Annotated in this window: 16 protein-coding genes; 9 read left to right on the top strand and 7 right to left on the bottom strand. The window is 56.4% G+C overall.

Annotation, left to right across the window (positions count from 1 at the left end):
• Positions 1-13: 13 nt before the first annotated feature.
• The 4 genes from Pan181_RS05935 (at position 14) to Pan181_RS05920 (ending at position 4,905) form a co-directional block, all read left to right on the top strand.
• Positions 14-1,159 carry a glycosyltransferase family 4 protein gene (locus tag Pan181_RS05935; RefSeq protein WP_145245952.1) on the top strand — a complete coding sequence of 382 codons (1,146 nt, stop codon included), beginning with the start codon at positions 14-16 and terminating at the stop codon, positions 1,157-1,159.
• Positions 1,160-1,243: 84 nt separating this feature from the next.
• Positions 1,244-2,332 carry a polysaccharide pyruvyl transferase family protein gene (locus tag Pan181_RS05930; RefSeq protein ID WP_145245951.1) on the top strand — a complete coding sequence of 363 codons (1,089 nt, stop codon included), beginning with the start codon at positions 1,244-1,246 and terminating at the stop codon, positions 2,330-2,332.
• A gap of 490 nt (positions 2,333-2,822) precedes the next feature.
• Positions 2,823-3,320, top strand: coding sequence for a methyl-accepting chemotaxis protein (locus Pan181_RS05925; RefSeq protein ID WP_197529257.1), 498 nt, complete (start codon positions 2,823-2,825; stop codon positions 3,318-3,320).
• Between the two features lie 307 nt (positions 3,321-3,627).
• A complete protein-coding gene (locus Pan181_RS05920) occupies positions 3,628-4,905 on the top strand; it encodes a glycosyltransferase family 4 protein (RefSeq protein WP_145245950.1) in 1,278 nt (425 codons plus the stop codon).
• Positions 4,906-5,042: 137 nt separating this feature from the next.
• Here the strand turns inward: Pan181_RS05920 and Pan181_RS05915 are convergent, their stop codons facing one another.
• The 5 genes from Pan181_RS05915 to Pan181_RS05895 form a co-directional block, all read right to left on the bottom strand.
• Positions 5,043-5,732 (bottom strand): phosphonatase-like hydrolase, encoded by a 690-nt coding sequence (locus tag Pan181_RS05915; protein WP_145245949.1) that lies wholly within the window; start codon positions 5,730-5,732, stop codon positions 5,043-5,045.
• Between the two features lie 47 nt (positions 5,733-5,779).
• The gene (locus Pan181_RS05910; RefSeq protein ID WP_197528956.1) at positions 5,780-7,834 is read right to left on the bottom strand and encodes an alkaline phosphatase family protein; all 2,055 of its coding nucleotides are present in this window, start codon (positions 7,832-7,834) and stop codon (positions 5,780-5,782) included.
• A 297-nt stretch (positions 7,835-8,131) separates the two neighbouring features.
• Positions 8,132-8,935, bottom strand: coding sequence for a LamG domain-containing protein (locus tag Pan181_RS05905; RefSeq protein WP_145245947.1), 804 nt, complete (start codon positions 8,933-8,935; stop codon positions 8,132-8,134).
• A gap of 70 nt (positions 8,936-9,005) precedes the next feature.
• A complete protein-coding gene (locus tag Pan181_RS05900) occupies positions 9,006-10,814 on the bottom strand; it encodes a hypothetical protein (RefSeq protein WP_145245946.1) in 1,809 nt (602 codons plus the stop codon).
• Between the two features lie 64 nt (positions 10,815-10,878).
• On the bottom strand, positions 10,879-11,883 hold the full coding sequence (locus tag Pan181_RS05895; protein WP_145245945.1) for a LamG-like jellyroll fold domain-containing protein: 1,005 nt from the start codon (positions 11,881-11,883) through the stop codon (positions 10,879-10,881).
• 358 nt (positions 11,884-12,241) lie between these two features.
• On the opposite strand from Pan181_RS05895, the gene Pan181_RS05890 reads away from it, so the two are divergent.
• The 3 genes from Pan181_RS05890 (at position 12,242) to Pan181_RS05880 (ending at position 16,265) form a co-directional block, all read left to right on the top strand.
• A complete protein-coding gene (locus Pan181_RS05890; RefSeq protein WP_231943763.1) occupies positions 12,242-12,793 on the top strand; it encodes a helix-turn-helix domain-containing protein in 552 nt (183 codons plus the stop codon).
• A gap of 154 nt (positions 12,794-12,947) precedes the next feature.
• Entirely contained in the window at positions 12,948-14,063 is a 1,116-nt protein-coding gene (locus tag Pan181_RS05885) for a DUF1559 family PulG-like putative transporter (RefSeq protein WP_145245944.1), read from the top strand.
• A gap of 120 nt (positions 14,064-14,183) precedes the next feature.
• Entirely contained in the window at positions 14,184-16,265 is a 2,082-nt protein-coding gene (locus Pan181_RS05880) for an alkaline phosphatase D family protein (protein ID WP_145245943.1), read from the top strand.
• A gap of 652 nt (positions 16,266-16,917) precedes the next feature.
• Here Pan181_RS05880 and Pan181_RS05875 read toward each other — a convergent pair.
• Positions 16,918-18,123, bottom strand: coding sequence for a DUF3419 family protein (locus Pan181_RS05875; RefSeq protein ID WP_231943762.1), 1,206 nt, complete (start codon positions 18,121-18,123; stop codon positions 16,918-16,920).
• A gap of 64 nt (positions 18,124-18,187) precedes the next feature.
• The gene (locus tag Pan181_RS05870; protein WP_145245942.1) at positions 18,188-18,793 is read right to left on the bottom strand and encodes an N-acyl amino acid synthase FeeM domain-containing protein; all 606 of its coding nucleotides are present in this window, start codon (positions 18,791-18,793) and stop codon (positions 18,188-18,190) included.
• 280 nt (positions 18,794-19,073) lie between these two features.
• Here Pan181_RS05870 and Pan181_RS05865 point away from each other — a divergent pair, with 280 nt between their 5' ends.
• Entirely contained in the window at positions 19,074-19,649 is a 576-nt protein-coding gene (locus tag Pan181_RS05865) for a DapH/DapD/GlmU-related protein (RefSeq protein ID WP_145245941.1), read from the top strand.
• A 319-nt stretch (positions 19,650-19,968) separates the two neighbouring features.
• Positions 19,969-24,087 carry a CotH kinase family protein gene (locus Pan181_RS05860; RefSeq protein ID WP_145245940.1) on the top strand — a complete coding sequence of 1,373 codons (4,119 nt, stop codon included), beginning with the start codon at positions 19,969-19,971 and terminating at the stop codon, positions 24,085-24,087.
• The last annotated feature ends 98 nt before the right edge of the window (positions 24,088-24,185 follow it).

Genomic DNA, 24,185 nt, shown 5'->3' with positions numbered 1-24,185 from the left:
AGCGATCCCCCGAATGAACATAGTCTTTCTGCAATATGGCGACTTTGCCGAAGCCTACCATCGGCTAGGCTCCGGGGGCCCCGAGACCTACCGCGACCAGAAGCACAGCGTCGACTTCGTTGCCGCATTGGCTCCAGAGCATGTCGTCACGACCATCTCCATTTGCGATCGTGAACACGACGAGATGGCCAGTGACAACTTGCGATCCATCGGCCTGCTCGAACAGCAAGCCTACTCCACATCGCTGCATGGCTTGCTCGACTCGCTCTCGCCCGATCGATTCATTTGCCGTACGCCACACAAGATCGCCTTGGCCTGGGCAGCTAAGCATCGGGTGTCGACATTGCCGGTTTTCGCCGACATCTTTAAACAACACTCCTTGCGACAGCGATGGGGGAACTCGCGGTTTGGCAAACTACTCCGGGGAAGCAACGTTCCGTTTGTATCGAATCACAGCCTTACCGCTTCGCAGTCGCTGCAATACTTAGGGCTTCCGCTCGAACGCATTAACCCCTGGGATTGGACTCCCATCCCCCCGATCGAACCGGCCAAGACAGCCTCCCGAGATCCCAAGACCCTTCGGGTCTTCTATGCAGGCGCACTCTCCGATGCCAAAGGGGTCGGTGATCTGCTGGAAGCATGCGCGATAGCCAAATCGCAAGACGTCCGCGTAAACATTACCCTGGCTGGCCCCGGGGATGTTGAGCACTGGTATCAACGAGCAACCCAACTTGGCGTTCGCGAACAGCTAGAGTGCCTGGGGACGATTCCTTCAAGCGATGTGCTCGATCAGATGCGCGAGCACGATGCGGTGGCCGTACCGTCGCGACATAGCTATGCCGAAGGATTACCTAACACCATTTTCGAGGCACTCGCTTCGCGTTCGCCGCTCATTGCTTCGGATCATCCCGCGTATATCCAACGTTTAGAACATGGTGAGTCGTGCCTGATTTTCAAAGAACAAGACTCTCCTCAGTTGGCCGAGTGCTTTAAAACACTGCTTCACGACAACGCGACGTACCAACGCTTGTCGCAGAACTCCGCCAGCCGCTTAGCGGAGTTGTACATCGGCATGCAATGGAGCGAGCTTGTTACTGCGTACCTCCACGACGACCATGCGACGCTTCAATCGTACACACTGGCCAACCTAGGCACTTAACGCTCAAAAACTGCTTCACTCACTTCGCTAAATCAGTTTCGTTGCCTGACGAACAAACGTCACGGCTCACCAGGAAATCCCTACATGCCTTTAGTTGCTTATCAACGCGCCCATGGAGCAAACGACTACCCACTGCACTTCGCGTTCTTTGAACAACTCGAAAAAAGAAAGCTTCTTGATAAGTACGATTTTTCCATCGATACCTTCCTGGATCCGGAATACGCAAAGCGGTTGGTATTGCGTTTTCCTCAGCTAGTGCTGGCAACGGACAAGAGCCCATCCCGGAAAAGGATTGAATGGCTGAAACGCTACATCGGCAAAGGCTACCGATGGGCTGCAAAGCTTGACCGCGTGGACGCGGTGTGCGAAGCCCCGGGAGGACGACTGGCCTCGAATTACAGTGGCAATCTCTCGAACTGGTGGTTGTATCCTCGCGCAAAGCGCCGAGCGGTGTTCTTCCATTCCATGGAGAAAAATGTTCTGGATGCACCAAAGCTGCGGCAGTCTCTAGGCGAAGCGGATCTGTTCGTCGCTCGAACTTCCGAATCGGGAAACTACGCTCGAATGGCAGGTTGCCCCAAGGTTGTCTGCTCAAGCGACATTGCTTTCAGCATTCAACCCTCCAGCATTGTCTACCGAGATGGTGTGGCTGCTGCGCTGCGCATCCCACACGCGAACGCAACGGAGGGCAAAGCCAAGGTAACCGACTTACTTGACTACTTTGAGAGCGATACCAGCCGGGTCTACGATTTAGTAAGAGTCGAAGAACCGATTGGGAGTGAGATGTATGCGAGAAACTACGTATGTGGCAAGCATAATCACATGCATCTCTACAGCGACGATCTCATGTATACGCCATTCCAGTTCAAACGCGATGCGATCATTAGCTGCAGATTACATACAACGATTTTGTCGCTACTGAGCGGAAACACGCGGATCCTCCAAGCTCAAGTGGAAATGGGAACGACCAAGATTCAACAGATCAAAGACGACCTCCAACTAAGTAGCCTGAGTATTCACCAACTCCACGATCTCACAGTCGACAAAGTGGCCGAGTTTATTTCGAGCGGGCCCGACCTGGACCCAGTAGAGGTGCAAGCGTCCATCAGCCTGGCGCGTGAACGCAACGAGGTGGGGCTCGATGCGGTACAAGAGTGGCTCGAGTCTCTGTAACACCGTGTCCGATGGCCATCCCCTCATCACCTATTGAGCCCTAATCTTCCTCACGGAATGTTCTTTTTTTGCTAGGAATTGGCCACCAAAAGTGTTCTACTGAACAGTATTATATTGTCCGTTGTTTGTGGTCCGCAGCTCGTGGTTGGAGGGTTAAGTGGTTTAACAGAATGCGTGTTCCACCGCAGGTGAGCATCCGCCGCGCAGGCGAGTGGTAACAGCAGTCACTGACTCTGTTTACGCTTGCGGGGGCGTTCGCTGCTGCGCGTTGGTAACTCGTTCGAAGTGGCGAACTGAGAAGCTTCGGGACGCTGGAAGCTCCTTCGAAATGCCACGCCACCATCATGAATATCTGCCCCCGGAGTCCCCATTCCCGCCACCCCAAAATAGCTTCCCACCCTTGGGAATCTATTCTGGGCACTCTCCGCGGTCGCCTGACTGTAACTCATGAACTACCAACGACTTGCGATGAGCGCGCAGCGGAAAATGGATCAAAGGCCTCATCGAAGACTCGGTCTCCAAGGTTGAAGCCGGTTCGGAGTTGGTCTCTCAATCAGGCGATACGCTGAAGGAAATCGTTACCTCGGTGAAGCGAGCGACCGACATCGTCACCGAAATTGCCGCTGCGTCCAAGGAACAAGCCACTGGCATCGAACAGGTGAACGTGGCCGTTTCTCGTATGGATCACGTGACTCAAAGCAACGCCTCGCAAACCGCAGAGCTTTCGAGTACTGCGGTTTCGCTGGCCACCGAAGCACGTCACCTGCAAGAGGTGGTGGATCTATTTAATCAGGTCAAGAAGTCGCCTGCTGAGCAAGCTGTCGACGTGGACCACCATCCTAGTACTGCCGCTCCTTCGTCCGCTCCACCTAAATCCACCAAGGCCAAGCAGGCATTTGCCGATTTCGACCTGGAAGACAATGTCGAGCGAGAACTGCAATCCGTCGGAGCTGGCAACGATGGTTTTGGAACGTTCGAAGAGTTCTAACCGTTGCTCGCCACAGCGTCTCCGAATGCCGGAAATAGTTGGCAGATTAAAGCTCGAGATCTGCCAGCCTGATTCACGAAACTGTGCCATCGGGTTGCCGTGATTTGTAGTAGCAGCAGACTGCGGATGAGTTGAGATGTGTTCGGGGCGTGCCTGGTCTGCATGAGTAGTATCCGTGCCGGTTGATCGCAAGGCGGTGGTTAACGATACTCGACAATACCAATAGTAGTGATAGACATTACTCCTGGTGATCGGTAGAGTATCGCTAGCCCGCCCGCAAGCATCTCCTGCAGAAAGTCCCTTGTTGATGAATCCATTGATCATAGCCGAAGCTGCGAATCCCGAATGGGTCTCGGTTCCGCTAGTGGGATGGAGTCACGCGAGGGCGATTCAGAAGGTGATCGGTGGCCATCTGGTCACGCAGATTCGCAACGCGGAAGCCATCGAGCGATCGGGCGTCGATCCGAGTGAGTTCACTGCGATCGATTCCGAAGCCGTTGCTAGCGCAATGTGGAAGATCGGCGACTTCCTCAGTGGCGATGCTGGCAAGGGTTGGACGACCAAGATGGCAGCCTCGGCCCTGCCCTACTACTATTTTGAGCGATTGCTCTGGAAACAGTTTGGCCCTCGAATCAAGAGCGGAGAGTTTTCGCTGGTGCATCGAGTGACTCCGCTGAGTCCCACGATGCCAAGCCTGATTGCCCGCAAATGCGCGAAGCATCGGGTGCCTTTTGTGGTCGGTCCACTCAATGGCGGCTTGCCTTGGCCACGTGAGTTTGACGCCGAACGACGCAGAGAACGAGAATGGCTTTCGTATCTGCGTAGTGCCTACAAATTGCTACCCTACTATCGCAGCACCAGAAAATACGCGTCGGCCATCATCTGTGGCTCGCAACACACACTCGCGCAGATGCCTGCTTGGGCGAAAGACAAAATCATCTACCTGCCTGAAAACGGAGTCGATCTCGATCGATTCTCCGGGCAGCGGTCGCACACCGCAGCATTGCCAATCAAGGCGGTGTTCCTGGGGAGACTCGTCCCCTACAAAGGGTGCGACATCGTACTTGAGTCGGCTGCCGAACTGATCAAGCAAGGCAAGCTGATACTCGAAATCGTCGGTGATGGACCTGAGCGACAGGCGCTCGAGAACCAGACCGCGGAACTTGGTATTCAACACGGAGTAACGTTCGCGGGCAATGTACCTCACGAGCAGGTTGTCGACAAACTGGTGAATAAGGACCTGCTGACTTTTCCGAGTATTCGCGAGTTCGGCGGCGGTGTCATCCTGGAAGCAATGACCGTCGGCCTGCCTTCGATGGCGGTGAACTACGGCGGTCCAGCAGAACTGATGACAGCCAGCACGGCGTTTCCTATCGAGCTCGGTTCGCGCAGCGAGATCGTCGATCGCATGCGGGCTGGGCTGGAGCAGGTGGTGTCGAATCCCACTATCATCGCTGAGAAATCGCAAGCGTGCGTCGATCGGGTTCGCAAGCTATTTACCTGGGAAGCGAAAGCTCGCCAGATCGAACAGATCTACTCTTGGGTACTCGGAAAAACCGAGAAGCCGACAATCTCGTTTGAGTAAAGTAGCTTCGCTGGGATGAACCTTCCATCAATGATGGGAGGAGAAATCGCCGTCCTGCGAGAGGACGGCGATTTCGATTCTTGAACTGCATCGAGCGTGAATCATTTGGCACGCTCAGCTGCCAAACCAGCGCCGCCTCACGGGGCGACGGTCGCACTTTCGATGGCGTGCAGCAGTTCCGACAACCCATCGAGCACCGCAGTAGGCTCTGCTTGCAGTAATTGCTCTGCGGTTTGAGCGCCGGTGGTGATACCGAAGGTCATTCCACAGCCGGCGTTCTTGCCTTCCTCGATATCAATTTGCGAGTCGCCGATCTTCGCCACCGCATCCGCCGAGCTAACTCCAGTGACTTCAATCGCCTTAAGAATCATGTCGGGGTGGGGGCGGTTGTTCGACACGTCGCTGGCAGTAACCAGGGCGTCGATATGCGTACCTACTTCCCAGCCGAGTTTCTTGATGAGCATCTCGGCCGTGGGACGGTCGTATCCAGTGTTCAGCACCGACTTGATTCCCCGTTCTCGCAGATCGGCAAACACCTGCGCGGCTTGAGGCTGCTCGCGAACGTCGAGTTCCTGGTAAGCAGTGCCGAGGCGTTGCTTGAAGTCGGCAAAAATCTGCTGAACCTCTTCCTCGCTGTGTTGCTGGCCATCGAGTTTCAACACATCGCGAATGGCCTGTGATTTTTCCTTGCCTGCCCCATGAGCTTGCACCTGGTCTTGGGTAAACTCGTACCCGGCAGCATTCACAGCCGCACGCACGGTCTTGTAAACCACGTTATCTTCGTCGATCGTCGTGCCGGCCATGTCAAATACGACTAGTTCAATCACAATAATTACTCCTTAATTCTATGAATGCGAGTGACTTCGAACGCAGGTCACCGCTTGATTGTTTTTTGTTGCACCCAAGATACCACCATCAGCAACGCGAGCAACCAATAAGCTGGCGGTTCCGGCACGGTTTGGCCTTGGATGTTATCGACTGGAGGATACAGCTGGCCGAACGATTGCTTCCAGACTTCGTAGTCCGCTCGGTCAACCTTGCCGTCGCCATTGCCATCGGCCGGCTGGCCGATTCCGACAGCCCCCAGCGTATCACGCCAAATGGTATAGTCGGCCAGGTTCACGATTCCGTCGCCGTTGTAGTCGGGGTTTTCCGGCAATATATCGTAAACCACGCGGAGCGAGGCGGCATTCGCCTCGCCTTCGATCAGCAACTGAAAAGCGAGATCTTGCATGCCACCTTCGCTATCGAAGATATTGCCGAGCCGGATCACATGATTGCTCTCAAGCGTGAAATCGCCCGACTCAAGTAGCTCGGCCAGTTGATCCTTCGAGGGATTCGACTCGCGCCAACCACCGTCGTCGTTGCCAGATCCATCCAGATCGTCCAGGCTCTGCCACGCTTCAGGGAGCAGCGATCCACTTTCGGACTGCAGCTTATAGGCCTCGAAGGAAACATCGCTGCCTGATTGGTTCCGCAGTTGCACGTCGCCACTGTTGGGGTTCACCAGCAGCAGGACTTCGTCGATGCTCGAAACTGGTTGAGGGACGATATTGTAAAACACCTGGGCGGCGACCGGCGTGGATTGCCCCGAGAGCAACAATTCGAACTCAAGGTCCATCACCCCCACCGAGGGATCGAACAACTCTTCCAAGTCGATCACCTGCCCCGGAGTCATGGTGAAATCCCCGTCCTGGTACAACTCGGCCAGAAAGGTGGAAGAAGGATTCGACTCGCGCCAAGGCCCTTCACCGTCCTGGTCGTCCAGGCTATGCCACCGCTCGGGATTGAGCGAACCACTCGCCGAGCGAATGGCGTATCCATCAAACTTCACGTCGCTGGTCGACTGATTGCGAAGCTGAGTAGCGCCGGTTACCGGATCGACCATCAGGAACATCTCCTGCAGTTCGTCGAGTTCGAACTTGAGCCGCAAGTTTTGTTGGGAGTTGATCGAAGAGCCTGGCACCGCTCCGAGTCCTAGCAGATCAAGGGCCAAGTTGCCCGAGTCACCGTTGCGGATCGGTTGCAGCGGGGCGGTGTAGTCGGGCGCGAGTAACCCAGGATCGGCCCGCACACCCGCGTTGGCGCTGTAAAGCTCTTGGCCAATCTGCTCGCCCGACACCCACGTGTAGAACGGCACGCGGTACGTTTCGACGCTGTTGATATCGCCATGCCCGGTACCGATTCCACCATGGTCGGCGGTGATGATGACAGCCGTGTTTCCCGAGAGTGTGGGATCGCTGCTGACGAAATCGAGGATGCGTCCAACCTGCACGTCGGCAAGTCGCACCGCATCGCGATACTCCTCGCTATCCCAGCCATTGCCATGCCCCGCGGCATCGGTGCGATGCATGTGCATGAACGTGTACGTGTAAGGGTCGGTCGCCAAGTCGCTGATCAGATCACTCGTCTGTGCTTGAATGTCGTCATTCGTTCGCAGATTGAAGACGTCGATCTTGTCTTTGCCGTTGTCGGCACCGATCAAGTCGGCGGCTCCCGAGACTTCGTTCCAACTGTTGTCGATATAGTTAAAACCGCTCCACCCTGCGTAAAACGCGGTCGATCCACCATGGTCGTGCACCACATCGAACACGCTCGGCACGTACTCTCCCTTGTCGGTATGCACGGTAACGCTCGCGTCGCCAGGATCGCTGTTGCGAGTCACTCCGTGCCCCAGCTCACCATCTCTTGGTCGCCCAGTGAGGATCGAAATGTGATTTGGCATGGTCACCGTATTCTCCCGCAAGGTGCGGGCGTTGTTGGTGTATGCCCCTTCGCTCTGGATGCGATAGAAGTTCGGCAATTCGGTCGGACCCAACAGATCGATCGCCGATCCGCGAAGACCATCCACGGTGATGTGAATCACGTGATCGACGTTGTAATCGGCTGCATCACAAGGTGCGCAGTGCAGGAAGAGACCAGCACACAAAAGAATCCAAGCCGAGAGTCTGCAACGCGAGCGAGGCGCACTGTCAAACACTCCTCGATTCACGAAACACCGGAGGTTACTCATCGTCATCGCCCACATTGCTATTCAAGTCCCACAACCCGCCCAGGTTGTGCGAGCCATCGAGAAACCTTGGTTGCTTGCTACACGGCAAGCATGGAAGGCTCGGCAATCTCGACTGGCTCCAATCTCTCGAAACTCAACAAGGACGGCGCAGTGCTGCCCGCCTGCGCCGTCCTCTGGGAAATAGCAGGCTCCAAGGAGTCCCGCTACAAGTCGCTAGGCATTCCGACGCTTGAGGGTGGCAATGGCCACGAAGGCCGCAAAACCAATTAACCAGCTACTTGGTTCTGGAACCACGGCTTGCTCCTGCAACATGGCGACTTGCGAATCGCTCAGCACATGATCGAAGAAGGCGACTTCGTCGATCATGCCGTCGAAGTTACGTCCTGTGCCGGCGCGATGCCCACCGATTACTAGCCCACCAACGGCAGTGCGGGTGGCCAGATTGTCTTCGGTATCGATCAGGGCGCCATCGAGGTACACCTTCATTACGCCGGTGTCTTCGTTGGTACCTCCGTCGGCATCGAACGTAACGATCACGTTTTGCCATTCGTTCAAGGCCATGGGAGCTTGCACCACCGACAGACTCGGGTGGGTAAACACTTCCATGACATCGGTACCGGAGACGTCTCGCAGACCAAGCGAAGCGGTCCAGGCACCGTCGCCGCTCGGTGTGTCGTTCAAGGAGGTCTCGAGCACGAAGTAGCGATTGCTTCCTTCGATGCCTTCCTCTTCGTTTTCCAGGGCCGTCTTGTACCACGCGGTATAGCTAAAGTCTTGCCCTGGCTGCAGCACATCGCCGCCGGTGAAGGCATACTCTTCGTTCGCCCGCTCAAAGGTGGCCGCGTTGCCGAACTTGCCGCCGGCATCGCCTGCAGTGGCACCGTTCATAGGGGTCAGATCGTAGCCCGCACCACCAGCGGTAGCCGTGAAGTCGTGATCAAAAGAGTAGTATGCAACCACTCCCGCTTGGGCTGGCACGCAGAGTGAAGCGATTGCCAGCAATAGTAACATTCTCATTGGGTCACTCTCCTGAAGCAAATCTATGTATGTGATGAAGAATCAGAATAGTCGGAAATTCAAATTCGAGCTAAATTGTTGCTCTTCCTCGTTTGGGTCGCACCACTTGCATGGCGAAGTACCCTCCCACGACGAGAGCCACGAGCAATGCCGTGTTCGGTTCCGGCACATTCGAGCTGGCAACCGCGGATAGACCATTGGTGTAGTCGGCGCCGAAGTTATCCTTCCAGATCTCGTAGTCCGCAGCGGTCACGACGCTACTTCCACTACCATTTCCGTTGAGTGCCGAGGCCGAGCCACCAAGATTGTCGCGCCATACGGTATAGTCGGCGAGATTCACCAGGCCGTCGCCGTTGAAGTCGCCAAGATCGGCCGCCGACGGAGTGAACTCCTGGTACAATACCGTCCCCATGAGTGGTTCGGTTTCACCAGCCATGAGGAAGGTGAATACCAGATCGCGAGCGTCGGTTGCAAAGTCGTAGATTGAACCAAGATTCTTGCCCGCTGCACTCACAGCCAGCGTGCTATCTTCGTTCAACTCGGCCAGATACGACGAACTGCCTGGCGTTTCACGCCAACCACCATCGTTGCTGCCTGCTCCATCGGCATCGTCCAGACTCGTCCAGCCCCCTGGCACCAAAGAGTCCATCGACGACTTGATTTCGTAAGCTTCAATCTCTACCGCAAACCCCGAAGGATTGCTTAACTTCACATCACCATCCGTCGGATCGACGGTAAGCACCAGGTCGTTCACATAGCTCGAGTTGATGTTCACCAGTCCCTGCCGCACCGAACCATCGGCCAGCGTGTAATCGAACACCAAGTCGGTTCCCGGAACCGCTTCGCGAAACGCAGAAGGCGATCCAGGCATGAAGATGGTACCGAGACTAACACCAGCATCATCGATAGAGCTCGCTCCATCTTGATTCAGCTCGGCGAGCTGATTTGCGGTGCCGGGCGTTTCGCGCCATCCGCCGTCGTCGTTGCCAGGACCATCGAGATCGTCCAGGCTATTCCATCCCGCGGGATTCAATCCACCCGCTGCCGAGCGAATCCGATAGCCTTCGATCGAGACCGGGAATCCTGCCACAGGGCTTTTGATGGTCGCGACACCACCACTATCGGCATCGACTTCCAGGACGAGCTGCGTATCGACGAACAACTCCGCGGCCTCGCGACCTCCGCCGACGCTAACAGTTCGAGTCCCCCAGAAGAGCCCCTCCTGCAGAGTGACTCCAGGAGCGGAGATATCGACAAACGAACCAGAAACCGAGTTGGCTTCGATCAATGCCCACGAACCGGAACTGCTGGGCGTGAAGCCGCTGAAGTCGATCTCGAGGTTGCCGCCGAGATTCACCGACTGTCCAACCTGAATGGCCGTAAGCCCAGTGCTGGTGATTTGCTGCTGAAGCAGGCCGCTCAGCGATAGGGACTCCGCTTCAAACGCCCCTCCATTGGCGATACTCAGCACACCATTGCCACCAAAAGTTGCTGCCCCAGAGGTAAACACCCCTGTGGGATCCGAGTTTCCATCCACGGTGTCCACCGCGGCAACTTGGATGCTGCCGCCCGAGCCGACTGCGAGCGTTCCGTTGGATACACTCAGGGAGCCCTGCACTGGAACCGAACCCGATACCGTGGCGGTTCCACCGTTGTTGATGATGGCAATCTCGTCGTAGATTCCTTCGGGCACGAAGGGTCCGTTGATCGAAGGGTGATCCCAATAGTCCGCTACGTTGAAGTCGCCATCGAAGTTACTATTGCCAGGATCAGCACCTACCCACACGACCTCGACTTGTGCCGCCGCATGCGTGGCCCAGAGCATCAGCCCCAGAGCGGTCAGGGCAACATGCATGCTGCCGGTGATTGAACGTCTCATGATTGTTTATGCTCGCTATTAATTGCTTGGATATGAAGTGGGGAAAATCAATCGATCGTTCGTCTTAACGATGGCGAAACCGACGCAATCCAAACAACACCACAGCACTGCCGAATAGCAGCAGAGTCGATGGCTCAGGCACCGCGAAACCGGCCGCAGCCAGCACGGCAGCCGGAGCATTGTCTTTCCACTGACGAAAGTCGGCAAAGTCGACAACCCCGTCGATGTTGAGGTCGCCATCGGTGCCGAGCGCGACTCCCAAAGAGAGGTTGTTGCTTATGTCGTAGAAGTCTTGAACCGTATAGGTCGAAGGATCACGCGGCTCGGGAATCGCCAGACCATTGAGGCCGGTGTTATAGATGCTGGTGATCGATTCCGGGGGAAGGGCCGAGTTCCAGAAAGCGACTTCGTCCATTTTGCCGTCAAAACCACGATTCAGCGCGGTGTTGCGAGCGTTGCCAAGATTGATTGCCTCGGAGACCAGGCTCGTGGTGGGACCAACCAGTGGATCACCTACTTCGGATCCGTCGAGGTAAGTGCGAATGGTGGTGATTCCGCCGATGCTCTCGTACGTATGAGCGACATGTTGCCATTGCCCAGCAGTATGCGTATCGGCGTAAAGCGCGGAACCTACCCCATTGGTAAACGTTTGGGTATCGGCGAGACCATCGACGTCGCTGTAGCTACGAACACCAAAGGAGATGTCGTAGTCGGTGGTTCCCTCGTAAACGAAGAAACGGCTCGATGGGCTGCTTGGATTGGTATCGAGATTGAACCAGGCGGAAACCGTGAAGCTATCGCCCAGCTGGTTGTCGCCACCACCGCCGAAGCCTAGTCCGGCAGTGAACACGTTGCCTTCGGTGCCGGTGAACTCGACGGCGTTGCCAACGATGCCGCCTGAGGCTCCCAACGTGTGCCCGGTTCCCGTGGCGATGAGCTCCGGCCCGCTCAGGCTGCCAGCATTCGAGAGATCTTCGAAATCGTAGTAAGCCACGAGGTCGGCCGACACAGGTCCGACCGAAATCATGCAGGCCAGGCCGATAAGCAGGTGCGTCAGGTGCTTCAACATTTTACTAGTTCTCCAGTAGACTTTGGCTCACAGTGCTGGTTCAGAGCTGAGCAGAATGGCGACCTGCAGGATGGCTTTTACTGATCGGAAACTGGCCTCGCAGGTTAATTACCCCGAAATCGCCCCATTCCGCTAAACTGAACCCCAGGAAGGAAACGGTACTTTTGGTGCGAAACACGATACTGCTTAACAGGAAATTAACGCGGTTCACACTTTGTGACTCTCAGTCACACACGTGAATCAGTCTACGGACCCTCCAGCCCCCGTCAACAAAGTGTCAGAAAAATTAGTTGAATCTTCACAATCCTCAACGTCCTCGGATTCGAGCGATTCAGCCACTGGAACCAACGGCAATCTGGTGGAACTCGCGCAGCGAATCCGTCAGCAACGCCTGGATCGCCGAATGACCATCGAGCAACTGGCTGCTGGCACCGGGCTGACGCGTAGCTGGCTGAGCAAGGTGGAAAACTTCCGCGTGACGCCGTCGCTGCCGGCGCTTTTCAAGATCGCTGCTAGCTTGGGGACTCCTCTTTCGGAACTGCTGGAGGGCCTGGAAGCAGGCCCGGAACTCTGCATCGTGCGTAAAGGCGAGGGAAAGGAGTTCGATCGCGACCCCTCGCCCGGCAACAACATTCACTACGAGTCGCTCGCCCACGGTCATCAATCGCGAGCGATGGAGCCTTTCTTGCTGACGATTCCCCCGCACGGCGGAAGAGCCCAACTGCTTCCTCACCAAGGCGAAGAGTTCCTGTTGGTGCTCTCGGGGCAAGTCTCGTTCGACTACGGCGAAGACCAGTTCGTGCTCGACGCTGGCGATAGCTTGTACTTCAATGGCTCGACTCCTCATCGGGTTTATAACCCCAGCAAAAAAGCGGCTCAGGTGCTTTGCGTCTTCTATGTGACCAACTAGCTGGCAGCAAAACTTAACCGAAAGTTAACTACACTTTTGTTGACTTTAAGTCACACCCCTGTATCCTGGTCGGCGTACAGCTCACTCAAAGAGTCCCAGTATCGTCAGCTTTCTAGCCGCTGAGCGGCATTTACCAGTTGCAGGAGACGGACCCATGCGCGTGTCCACGAAGACGGTGTCTCGTAACGGTTTTACGTTGGTCGAATTGCTTGTAGTCATCGCCATTATTGGCATTTTGGTGGCTTTGCTGTTGCCAGCAGTCCAGGCAGCTCGTGAGTCGGCCCGACGCATGAGTTGCAGTAATAATCTCAAAAACCTCGGGTTGGCCTCGCTAAATCACCACGACACAATTGGCTACTTTCCACTAGGCGCTGCGGCGAACGAAGGATCGATGTGGTCGTACTACACGCTCCCTTATCTCGAAGAGGGGGTCTCGTACGAAGCGGCGACCATCCAGGAGCATTCGGGGCTGAACTATCAATGGGGCAATCCCGGCGGCGCTTACACCAACATCGGTGATCTGCCGGAGAACATTCGCCGCAACACGCAGTTGCAGGAGACTGTTTATCCCGTCATGCGGTGTCCTTCCGCAGGGTTGCTCGAGCACCAACTCGACGTAGCGATGGATAGCTTTTACGTCATGCGTCGTGTCCCGGCTTCGTACCTGGGAAGCGCGACAGGCATTGTCTCCAACGGATACAAATCCTCCTGTCCAGCCAAGGTGCTTTCGACCTCCAACGGCAAAATAAAGACCGAAAACACCCGGTTTGGCGACCTCGACGGAGTGCTCTACTCGTGGAGTCGCACCAAGATCCGGCAGATCACCGATGGCACGTCGAACACCATGCTCATCGGCGAGGCCGTGCACGACACCGAAGCCCAGGAACGCGTCGGCGGAACCCGCGAGCCCGATCCAGGCGATCACAAAGATCACTGGGCCATCGGTAGCGACGATATCGATATCTCCCGCAACGGCGCTCATGGCCTCGACGTCTCGGAGTGCCTTGGTTCGCTGGCGGTGCCGATCAACTACCAGAAGCAGTTCCCCAACAACTCGGCCTGCGAATCCCCCGGATCTCCTGGTAGCTCCGACTGCCAGCGGGTGCAACTCGCGTTCGGCAGCGAGCATCCCGGCGGGTTCCAGATGGTTCGCTGCGATGGCTCGGTGGAGTTCATCGACGAAGACATCGACGCCGACGCCCGCATGGCATTGGGGACCCGCGCCAGCCAAACCGCGGCGGATTCCTGCGTGCAGGTTGGTCCCCGCTAGCTGCGTTGCTAACGCGGTATTCCGGCTTGTTTTTCGTTTATAACTCCTTTGATTCGACTCCTTCCCCTCCGCAAAGTGCTGAAGCGGCCAGCTGATTCCATTACATAAGGCGCGTACCCCATGAGTTCCTCCCGCTTTGATCGACGCAAGTTTATGGTGGCCGGCACCGCTGGCCTGACCACCCTGGCCATCGACACCGCTGCCGCCGAGAACATCGACCAACCTCAAGCCGAAGTGCGAGTTTGCGTGCTGGAGCATGCGGATCGTTGGACCGAGAAGTCGACCGGGCTTACCCCCCTGCTCTCCTCTGCTGGCTGCAAGGTCGCGCCGCTGCAGGTGGACCGTTCGCCACTCGAGCAGCCGAATCGTCCTCAGCTGATCGTCTTTGGCTCGTTCACCAACAACGACGAGCCATACGGAGCCTACGTCGAGCAGTTTACTGCGGAGCTTCAGCAGTTTGTCGCTGCCGGCGGGGTGGTGCTGGAGATGACTCAGTCCGACCAGTTTGGCAATACCGTGAAGTACCTGCCGAAGGGCATGAACGCCAAACGCGGCGATCGCGATCTTACTTCGGTGTTTGCTTTGGCTATCGACCACCCGCTGGTCAGCAGTTGGTGGCCCGATGGTGCAACTCAGGTGGGCACCGATTTCTTTCATCGCAACGATCCTAACTGGGAGAGCTTCGACGAATGGTCTGGCATGCAAGTCGTTTTGGCCTCCGAAGCCGATGGCCGCAGTCCCTGCTTGCTCGAAGGAGCGTTTGGCAAAGGTCGCTTTCTGGTTAGTAGTCTTTGGCTCGACAAGTGCTATCGTCCCGATGGCACACCGACTTACGGCAAAGCAGCCATCGACGCGAGCGAACGCTTCTTCGCGGCCGTCACCGACCATGTTCGCGCGGTCACCGCAGGCACAGCTCCTTCGGTCGTAGTGACTCCGCTGCCACCCTCGCCTCCGGCAGGGCCGATGGTCGGACATGTCGACACCGAGTCGGCACGCATCTGGTTCCGACCGAGCGACGACCAGCGGCACATCACTACCTGGCAATGCTCGGTGCAATCGAGCGATGGTCGCACCGTGACTGCGACCAAGACTCCTGATGCCGACCATGATTTCACCTTATTGTTCGATGTCGATGGATTGGAACCGGCCACCGAATACCAGTACGAGATCACTCCGATCACCGATGGTTCCGAGGTCGAGACGTTTGGTCCTTTCAAGTTCAGCACCGATACCATGGCAGGCACGCCCACCAAGATGGTGCTCAGCATGGGCTCCTGTGCTCCTTCCGATCCGAATTACGTGTGGACTCGCATCGTCGACGAAGGGTGCGAAGGGTTCATTTTCTTAGGCGATACTCCTTATGTGGATTCAGGCGATTTGAAAGTAGCTCGCGAGAAGCACCGTCGCTTCTTGTCGCAACCGGAGATTGCCAAGATGGTTGCTAACATGCCGTGCTGGGGCACGTGGGACGACCACGACTTCGGCCGCAACGACGGCCACGGCGATTTTCCTGGCAAGCATGTTTGCCGCACCGCGTTCACCGAGTACCGCGCCAACCGCGAGTTCGGACATCGCGCGGACGGCGCGCTGCAAACCGACCCGTTCGGCGACGGTCGCGGCGTCTACACGTCGTTCCGTCGCGGCCCGCTCGAGGTGTTCCTCATCGATCCTCGCTGGTTCAGTCGCACCGAACCAAGCTGGGCCGACCCGTCGCAAACCACCTGCATCGGCAAGGTACAGTGGGAATGGCTGAAGCAAGGCCTCACCAGCAGCACCGCAACTTTCAAGGCCTTGGCCACCGGCATGATTTGGGACGACAAAACCAACTCCGAAAAAGACGACTGGCACACCTATCGCTACGAACGCGATGCCATCTACGACTTCATTCGCAACCAGGCCATCCCCGGCTGCTTCCTCATCGGCGGCGACATCCACGTTTCCAGGGCGCTGAACTACGGCCCCCGTGTCGGCTACGACCTCTGGCAGTTCATCGTGAGCCCGTTGCACGCCGGGGTGATTCCCGAGCTGGATGTGCCTCACCCAAATCTGGTACATCACGCCCAGGAGCCGCACGTATTCCTGCGAATCGAAATCGACACCCATCTCAGCCCGGCGACGCTCAAGGCCGAATGGATCAACCGCGATGGCGAGCGAATGTTCACGGTGAATCTCGACAGCGACCAACTCACCCCCACGGTTTAGTCGTGACGAATAGATTCCCATCGCTGCGCAAATAGATTCCCAATTTACCCACCAATGGGAAAATTGAATCCGCGCCCACGCTGCAAAACTAGTGGTTTTCGGTCTTGAATAGATTCCCATTTCCCAAAACGCATCGAGTGGGAATCTATTTTCGCGCTGGGAATCTATCGCAAGTCGTTTACCAGCAGTGAGTTGCATCAACACCTCCGTGATAGTTGCCCAAAATAGATTCCCACCCATGGGAAAGTATTTTGAGAAGGGAAACGATTGGGGATTGCGGATTGCGGAATGTCATCTTGAGGGAGCTTCCGGCGACTGAAAGATCTCAGCTAGCCATTTCGAACGCGTCACCAACGAGCGACTCGTAGGATGGGACCAGGAGCGACAGCGACGCAGCCCCATCACCCAAATTACCCACACGCGCAGCAACGAACGCCCACGCAACCGACCATTCGCCTGCGCGTCGCTGAAGGTTCGAGTTCATCGCAAGCATCACATTTCGCAAACCTCCTTTCATTAAATAAAGCTATCAGCCGACAGCTATCAGCTGAAAGCCGACAGCCTCACTTACCTGTCCATTAGAACACCACCTGTGGCCATTTTCCAGCGAAAACCGACGCAATCTCAGAATGGGAATTCCCCCAGCGAAGCCCTACCCTGGACTGCCTCGAAGTGTCGCAATCGTAAAACTGCCATACGTATGCACTCGATCTTTGGCGTGCAGCTCGCGGGCGAGTTCGTGCTGGTAGTCGAGCAATTCGCCGACGGTATGACTCCGGCCCTCGATCGTTACCGGCAGGCGTTCCACGAAGTCGGTCGTGAGTCCCCCGCTCCGCCAGAGGATCTGAGCGTTAGGCTCTGCGGTATCGACGATGCTTTGCCATTCGCGAATCAGCACGGGATGGGCATGGGTGCTTAACCAATCCATATGATCCAGCAGAACGAACTTGCTGATTTTGCCTGGATGGCTCTCCAGGAACTCATGCACCGCCATACTATGGGTACTCACTCGATCCAACCGATCGAGTCGCAATTGCTCGAACCCTTCACGAGTGAGATACTCGGGGCAATATGTTTCGCTGTAGCTGCCATAGAGATAGACGCGCCAAAAGTAATTGTCGCGCAGCGGGATCTCGGTAAACACAGCATCCATCGCGTCCTGAATAAATTGGGCGACTCCCCCCTGGTAGTCCTTCTCTAGCTGCCGGCGCTGGGCGAGCGGCACCCCTAACAGTGCCATGGTCGTATCGCGACTCACCAACCAGCGAATCATCGGCTTCCAAAAAGCATCGCGGGCTTCGTTCTCATAGAGCGAGCGCTGCTCCTCCAAAGTCGCCGCATGAAAGAGCCGATCAACCAGGGCGCGTTTCCGGATCACGTAATCAATGTAAGCATTGATCGCCCTGGCGAACGTGCCACAAGGTCCCGTCAGATAAAACGAGTGGGAAGGCTTCTGCCCCCGGAATCGGCGAATCTGGCGATCCCAATACTCGGCCGCGGGTGCTGACAGCTGAGCACGCAGCGACTTCCGATAGTGCTCTTCGGCATCCGGCAGGTAGCCCCGCCCGAAAAACGAAAAGAAGGTGTCGAAGTCTAGCGTGCGAAGCCCCGCGATCTTTAGCTCGAAGAGCCAGTTCTGCCGTGGGTTGATATCGACTGCGTAGATGCGACGAGGACCACACAGCAGATAGTCGAGCGCATTGCATCCGGCCGAAGTAATCACCACGATTTCGTCATCGGCGTTGATGTTGAGCGCGATGCGATCGATGCGTGGGTCTTCGCGACAATCGTTGAACACAAGCGTTCGGCCGTGGATGCGGTGAAACATCCACTGATTGATGCGTGTACGGAGACTCACGTTGCTGGCCCTCGATTCATAACACGCTCCGCCGACGCTGGCAACGGACTTGGGAGTACTCCGCTCAGTGTCGTTTTTGCCAACGTTCGAGGTCTCGGCACACGTGCGCAGGGATCCGTGACAGTTCGATCGCCATCGGGACAAAATGCTCCTTCCCCCGCAACACTGGCGGGCCGATCGCGGCGAACCCCATCCGTTCGTACATGCGTTGCCGCGTCGCCAACCCGGTGATGGCAATGTGTTTGCAGCCCTCCTGCAAGGCATGCGTAAACGCCAGGCAGGCGAGGCCAGCGAACACAAACCCGTAACGTTCACTCGGTTCGACCGCGAGGATGCGTGCTTCCCACAGCGGCAAGCTCAACTGGTCGACAATCGCGGGGTCGTCGACCGCATCGGCAAACGAATAAGGAGGCTGGTCGTGCGTGGCAAGCATGCCACACACGCGATCGTTACGGAGTGCGATGAAGTATAGATTCTGGTCGTGAAACTTATCGACCAGCCGATCGCTGCCAGGGTCGGCATAGCGAGGCACTTCCAACACAAACGTACGATACAAGAGTTGCTGTAGCTGGGCGATCTCCTCCTCAGTGCTCGCCAGCCGAAACGCATACCGTGGCTGACTCGAACGATCAGCACGACGCAAGTCGGCGTTAGGAAAAGTGCCAGACACAGCGATTGCACCTGAGCCAGTGTTTGCTACAAGAAACGACCTACGCGAAATGTACCACGCCTTCGCACCGAGAAGCAAGCAACTTGCGGGTTGCCACTCTATGCTGTGAACCCTTTTTCTAGCACTTGTTTGTTATACTTTGCTCGTTGGACCACACCTATTGTCGTTCGACAAGTTGAAGAACATCTTGAATGAGAACCGCTAGAGATAGAGCGACTCGGCAACTTTAGTCCGAGCCAGCAATCCGGTCATGGGTGCCCCCTTGCTCAGAGACACTTTCATGGAACAAAGCAACGACATATTCGCAAGGCTGCGATCTGGTGAGCAGGTCCCACTCGACGATCCGGGCTTCCGGCAAGTAGCAGCGGAGGTCAACCGCGCACTGCGTTTGCTGCAGCAGCTCAACAGTGCCGAAGACACCGACCAAGTACGTCGCCTCCTGAGCACACTAATTGGGAGTCAGGTGGACGAGAGCACAACACTATTTCCTCCGCTATACACGAACTACGGACGGAACATCACACTCGGCCGAAACGTCTTTATCAACCACGCATGCTCACTGCTCGACCTTGGTGGCATCATGATCGAAGACGATGTGATGATCGGCCCTCGCGTCAACATCACGTCCGAAGACCATCCGGTCGACATCCAACACCGAAAGACCCTTGTGCCTGGCCAAGTCATCATCAGGAAGCATGCCTGGATCGGTGCGGGAGCAACGGTATTACCAGGCATCACCATCGGCGAGGGAGCCGTCGTAGCCGCTGGAGCAGTTGTCACGAAAGACGTCCCTAGTGGAACGATAGTGGGAGGCGTTCCAGCTAAACATCTGAAGCAAGTGGAAGGAGATGGCTAAAGCTCTCACTCTTCCGGCATCAAGAAAGGGATTTCGAGCGAGCCGCTCCCCGAGCGAGGTCACTGCTCTTCCACAATATCGGTAGCTCAAAGAACGAGCCGGATTTACAATGAATGAATTGGAAACACCGAACTCGTGGGGTTTGCATTAACTGTTCTTATGCGGCGGTGCGTTTCATCACCTCCGTCTCCACTCGATTACGAAACAACTCTTCTCCTCCCCCATCAAGTTGCCATAGATACTCTTCTCTGATTTTCCCATTCAAAGTGCGAGCCTCCAATCATGCTCGCAATCGCAACTGCCGGAAACCTGCACTCCTATGAATGTCTGTAACACACGAAAGTCGCTTCGGTCGCTTACCTTCGAAAAACTGGAACCGCGAGTCGTGCTGAGTTCGGCCCCCATCATCACCGAGTTCGTCGCGTCGAACGACAACTCGCTTGATGACGGTGATGGCAATAGCAGCGATTGGATTGAAATCTACAACCCAACCAAAGACGTGATTGACCTGGCCGGCTGGCACTTGACCGACAAGGCCAACAACCTCGATAAGTGGACCTTCCCTAGCCTACCGCAGTCCATCTTGTCGCCTGGCGAGTACCTCATCGTCTTTGCTTCCAGCCAAGAAACCGAGACTTATATCGACCCTGAAGGCAATCTCCATACGGACTTCGCTTTGAGCGCGAACGGAGAATTTCTGGGGCTTACCGATCCGCTGGAGAACATCGCCTGGTCGTACGCGCCGGAGTTCCCACAACAACTGACCGATGTCTCTTACGGCGTGAACACCCAGATCGTGAACCTTATCGACGACTCGACGACTACGTCGGCGTGGGTGCCGACTTCGGACGTGTTTGACACGGGGGCGTCCCCCGCCTGGACCCAAATCGCATTCGACGATTCCTCCTGGCCGCAGAGCGCAAGTGGCCCTGGAGTCGGATACGACTCCTCAATAGGACATTCCCCTGGACCAGCCAACGGTATCGAGCTTAGCGACCTCGTGGGCGGTGACCTCACCGACCCGGAGGACGACGGCATCCTGACGGTCGCTTTCGAGGGTGGGTCTTCAAGCAACTCCCCCACCGGCGAAGAACCCGCCAAGGCGTTAGACAACACCGACGCAACCAAGTGGTTGGCCTTCGCTCCGTCGGGCACCTACTATGAAATCCACTTCACCGACGGTTTGCCGCGCATTATCGATGGGTACACGATCACGTCGGCGAACGACGCATCGAACCGCGACCCGTATAGCTGGACGCTGAGCGGCTCCAACGACGGAGAAACGTTTACAGTCGTCGATGGTAGAAATGCCCAAGACTTCGAAGATCGCTTTGAGACGAGGCTCTATGAGTTCTCTAACACCACGGGCTATTCCTCCTATCGTTTCGACTTTCAGACCGAGTACGGCGTAACCGGCAGCAACATGCCCAACTCGATCCAAATGGCCGAGATTGAATTGTTCAGCTCGCGGGAATTCAACATGGACCAACTAGTCGATCTTGACCTGCAGTCCGAATGGGAGCAAACCCGCAGCAGCATCTATCAGCGCGTTGAGTTTAATGTGGTCGATCCGTCGGCGCTGGGCGCGTTGTGGATGGACATGCAGTTTAACGATGGTTTCGTCGCGTACTTGAATGGCGAGAGGATCGTGGTGGAAAACGCCCCGGAGAATCTTAACTGGCAGTCGCTCGCTTTGGAGGAACGCGAAGCCTCCGACGCGTTAAGCCCCAAACGTTTCGACCTGAGTGAATTTCACGACCTGCTCGTGCCTGGCAACAACGTGCTGGCATTTCAGGCGTTGAACGACAACGACTTCAGCAGTCAGTTGCTCTCGCGGCCACAGCTAACCGCGGCATTGCTGGATATGTCGGCTGCGACGGAGTTCTACTACGAGACTCCTACGCCCGGCGCACCAAACGGAGAAGGGAGGCTTGGTTTTGTGAGCACTCCGAAGTTTAGCGTGCCGCACGGTTTCTACAGCAACGAGTTGAGACTTTCGATCAGCAACGAGACGGCCGGCTCGCAGATCTACTACACCACCAACGGGGCCCCACCGACACCCGATTCCGGCCTGCTTTACACGTCCCCCATCCCGATCGACGGCACCATGGTCATCCTTGCTGCCGCGTTCCAGGAAGGCTACTACGATTCCACAATCGTCGGCAGCACCTACGTGTTCGTTCACGACGTTGTATCTCAGAGCTATTCATCAACACTCGCGACGGGGTTCCCAACTAGCTGGGGAGGGGTATCCCCCGACTACGGCATGGACCCCGACGTGATCGGCAACTTCGACAGCGCAGGAAACTCGCTCGGCGGCGATCTATTCGGTGGCCAGTACGCAAGCACGATCCAGAACGACCTGCTCGCGATTCCCACGCTTTCGATCGTGATGGAAACGGATGATTTGTTCGGGCCTGACGGCATCTACACCCAGTCGACCAACAGCGGCGTGGCCTACGAGAGGGCTACATCGGTTGAACTTATCTATCCGGATGGGTCGGAGGGGTTTCAGGTGAACGCAGGCATTCGCATTCAGGGCGGCGCCTTTCGCAGCCATGACCTGAGTAAGAAGCACTCGTTCCGCCTGTTGTTCAAGGACGACTACGGCCCGACGAAGCTCGAATTCCCTCTGTTTGGCGATGATGCTGTCGCAAGCTTCGACACCATCACACTGAGGATGGAATCGAACGACGGCTACGCGTGGGACGGCGCAGGCACGCATCCCCAATACGCCCGCGACGCATTCGCAAGCAGAACACTGGCTGCGTTGGGACAGGTCGCGTCGCACAGCAACCGAGTGCATCTCTATATCAATGGGGTCTACTGGGGCGTCTACAACCCAACCGAACGTCCCGACGCCTCGTTTGCGGCCATGTATTTCGGTGGGGACAAAGACAACTGGGACGCGATCAACGATGGCAGTCCAACCAATGGCGACCTGGACGCCTGGAATGCCATGGTGGCGTTAGCGCAACAGGCGGGTAGCGGAACATCGAGCGAGCGCGCCGCGGCGTACCAGCGTCTGCAAGGTGCTAACCCCGATGGTTCGAACAACCCCGCTTATGAAGACTACTTGGACATCGACAACTATATCGACTATTTACTCGTCAACTTCTACGGCGGAAATGTCGACTGGCCGCACCGCAACTGGTACGCGGTGAGAGAGCGGGGGCTGGACAGCACCGGCTTCAAATTCGTGAGCTGGGACGCCGAGTCGACGATGAATCTGTTCGGCTCAAGCATTAACACCAATCGACTAAATGTTAACGTTGAGGCGGCGTTGCCTTACAGCTACCTGAGAAACAATGAGGAATTCCGGATACAGTTCGCCGACCACGCCTACCGCGCCTTATTCAACGATGGTGCCCTGACTCCCGACGAAACCATCTCTCGGTACCAGTCTCTACTAACGGAGATGGAGAACGCCATCGTGGCCGAGAGCGCTCGATGGGGTGACATGCACCGCAGTACCCCCTTGACCAAGACTCAATGGGAAGCGGAGGGACAATCGGTTGTCGATACCTTCCTGACTGGTCGCACCAATGTGTTTATCAACCAGTTGCGTTCCGCCGGCCTGTATCCTTCGGTTGATGCCCCCGTTTTTAGCCAACAAGGCGGCCAGATAGCTGCGGGCGGTATCAACCTGGACATCACAAGCACCAGTGGTGTCATCTATTACACGCTGGATGGTACGGATCCAAGGGCGATGGGGGGCGACATTGTGGGGCAGGAATACACCACGCCTGTGTTGGTTACCCCCGGCGTCACGGTAAAAGCCCGTGCGCTCAATGGTGGCGAGTGGTCGGCGCTGAACGAAGCAACCTTCGAAGCGATTCTGCTTCCCGGAGACTACGATGGAAATGGTACGGTTGAACAAGCCGACTACCTCGTCTGGAAAACCCAGTTCGGCCAGGAAGTGGCCACGCCAGGCACCGGCGCAGATGGTAACCTGGACGGTGTGGTTAGCCTTGCCGACTACACGATCTGGCGAGACAACTTAGGTGCCACTATCCCGTTCAATCAACCGGCGTCCCTGCAGACCTCACCTTCCTCCCCAGCAGTGACAGTAGTCACCACGAATGATACGACTTCAGCGACTATTGCTGCAGATACAAACGTCAAGGACACGCAAGTCGAGTCGTCTGCAAAGCTTCCCTACTTCATTCTCCCCAAGGCCACGACAAGCCGAGTTGCAGGTCCCGTCAAACTCATAAAGGATTCATTACCGCAATCCTGGAGTTCCGCACGGGCCGAAGCGTCTCTTCCATTCTGGTACTCAAACGATCCACAAGAGAAGCAAAGCTCTAAGAGTCCTGAGAAGCTAGCAGACTTTGAGGGCAGCCATGGCGACGAGCGATACGATACATCAACTGAATTGCGAGCAGTGGAAGAAGTGTTTGCGAACTTGGCAACAGAGGTCATTCGAAGGTGGTGATCAACTTGTGACACAACGAATAATTGATTCGGTTGCCCTGATTAATTGGGCAAACTTCAGAACACACGGTTCAAGTCGAGGCAACAAGACACCACTTC

This window comes from Aeoliella mucimassa (genome assembly GCF_007748035.1).
Lineage (GTDB): Bacteria > Planctomycetota > Planctomycetia > Pirellulales > Lacipirellulaceae > Aeoliella > Aeoliella mucimassa.
This window is presented reverse-complemented; position numbering and strand designations above follow the sequence as displayed.

Bases quoted from the DNA above. Each gene is read 5' to 3' on its own strand.
- Pan181_RS05900 (WP_145245946.1), bottom strand. From the start codon at position 10,814: ATGAGACGTTCAATCACCGGCAGCATGCATGTTGCCCTGACCGCTCTG.
- Pan181_RS05920 (WP_145245950.1), top strand. From the start codon at position 3,628: ATGAATCCATTGATCATAGCCGAAGCTGCGAATCCCGAATGGGTCTCG.
- Pan181_RS05895 (WP_145245945.1), bottom strand. From the start codon at position 11,883: ATGTTGAAGCACCTGACGCACCTGCTTATCGGCCTGGCCTGCATGATT.
- Pan181_RS05905 (WP_145245947.1), bottom strand. From the start codon at position 8,935: ATGAGAATGTTACTATTGCTGGCAATCGCTTCACTCTGCGTGCCAGCC.
- Pan181_RS05865 (WP_145245941.1), top strand. From the start codon at position 19,074: ATGGAACAAAGCAACGACATATTCGCAAGGCTGCGATCTGGTGAGCAG.
- Pan181_RS05880 (WP_145245943.1), top strand. From the start codon at position 14,184: ATGAGTTCCTCCCGCTTTGATCGACGCAAGTTTATGGTGGCCGGCACC.
- Pan181_RS05885 (WP_145245944.1), top strand. From the start codon at position 12,948: ATGCGCGTGTCCACGAAGACGGTGTCTCGTAACGGTTTTACGTTGGTC.
- Pan181_RS05935 (WP_145245952.1), top strand. From the start codon at position 14: ATGAACATAGTCTTTCTGCAATATGGCGACTTTGCCGAAGCCTACCAT.
- Pan181_RS05860 (WP_145245940.1), top strand. From the start codon at position 19,969: ATGAATGTCTGTAACACACGAAAGTCGCTTCGGTCGCTTACCTTCGAA.
- Pan181_RS05930 (WP_145245951.1), top strand. From the start codon at position 1,244: ATGCCTTTAGTTGCTTATCAACGCGCCCATGGAGCAAACGACTACCCA.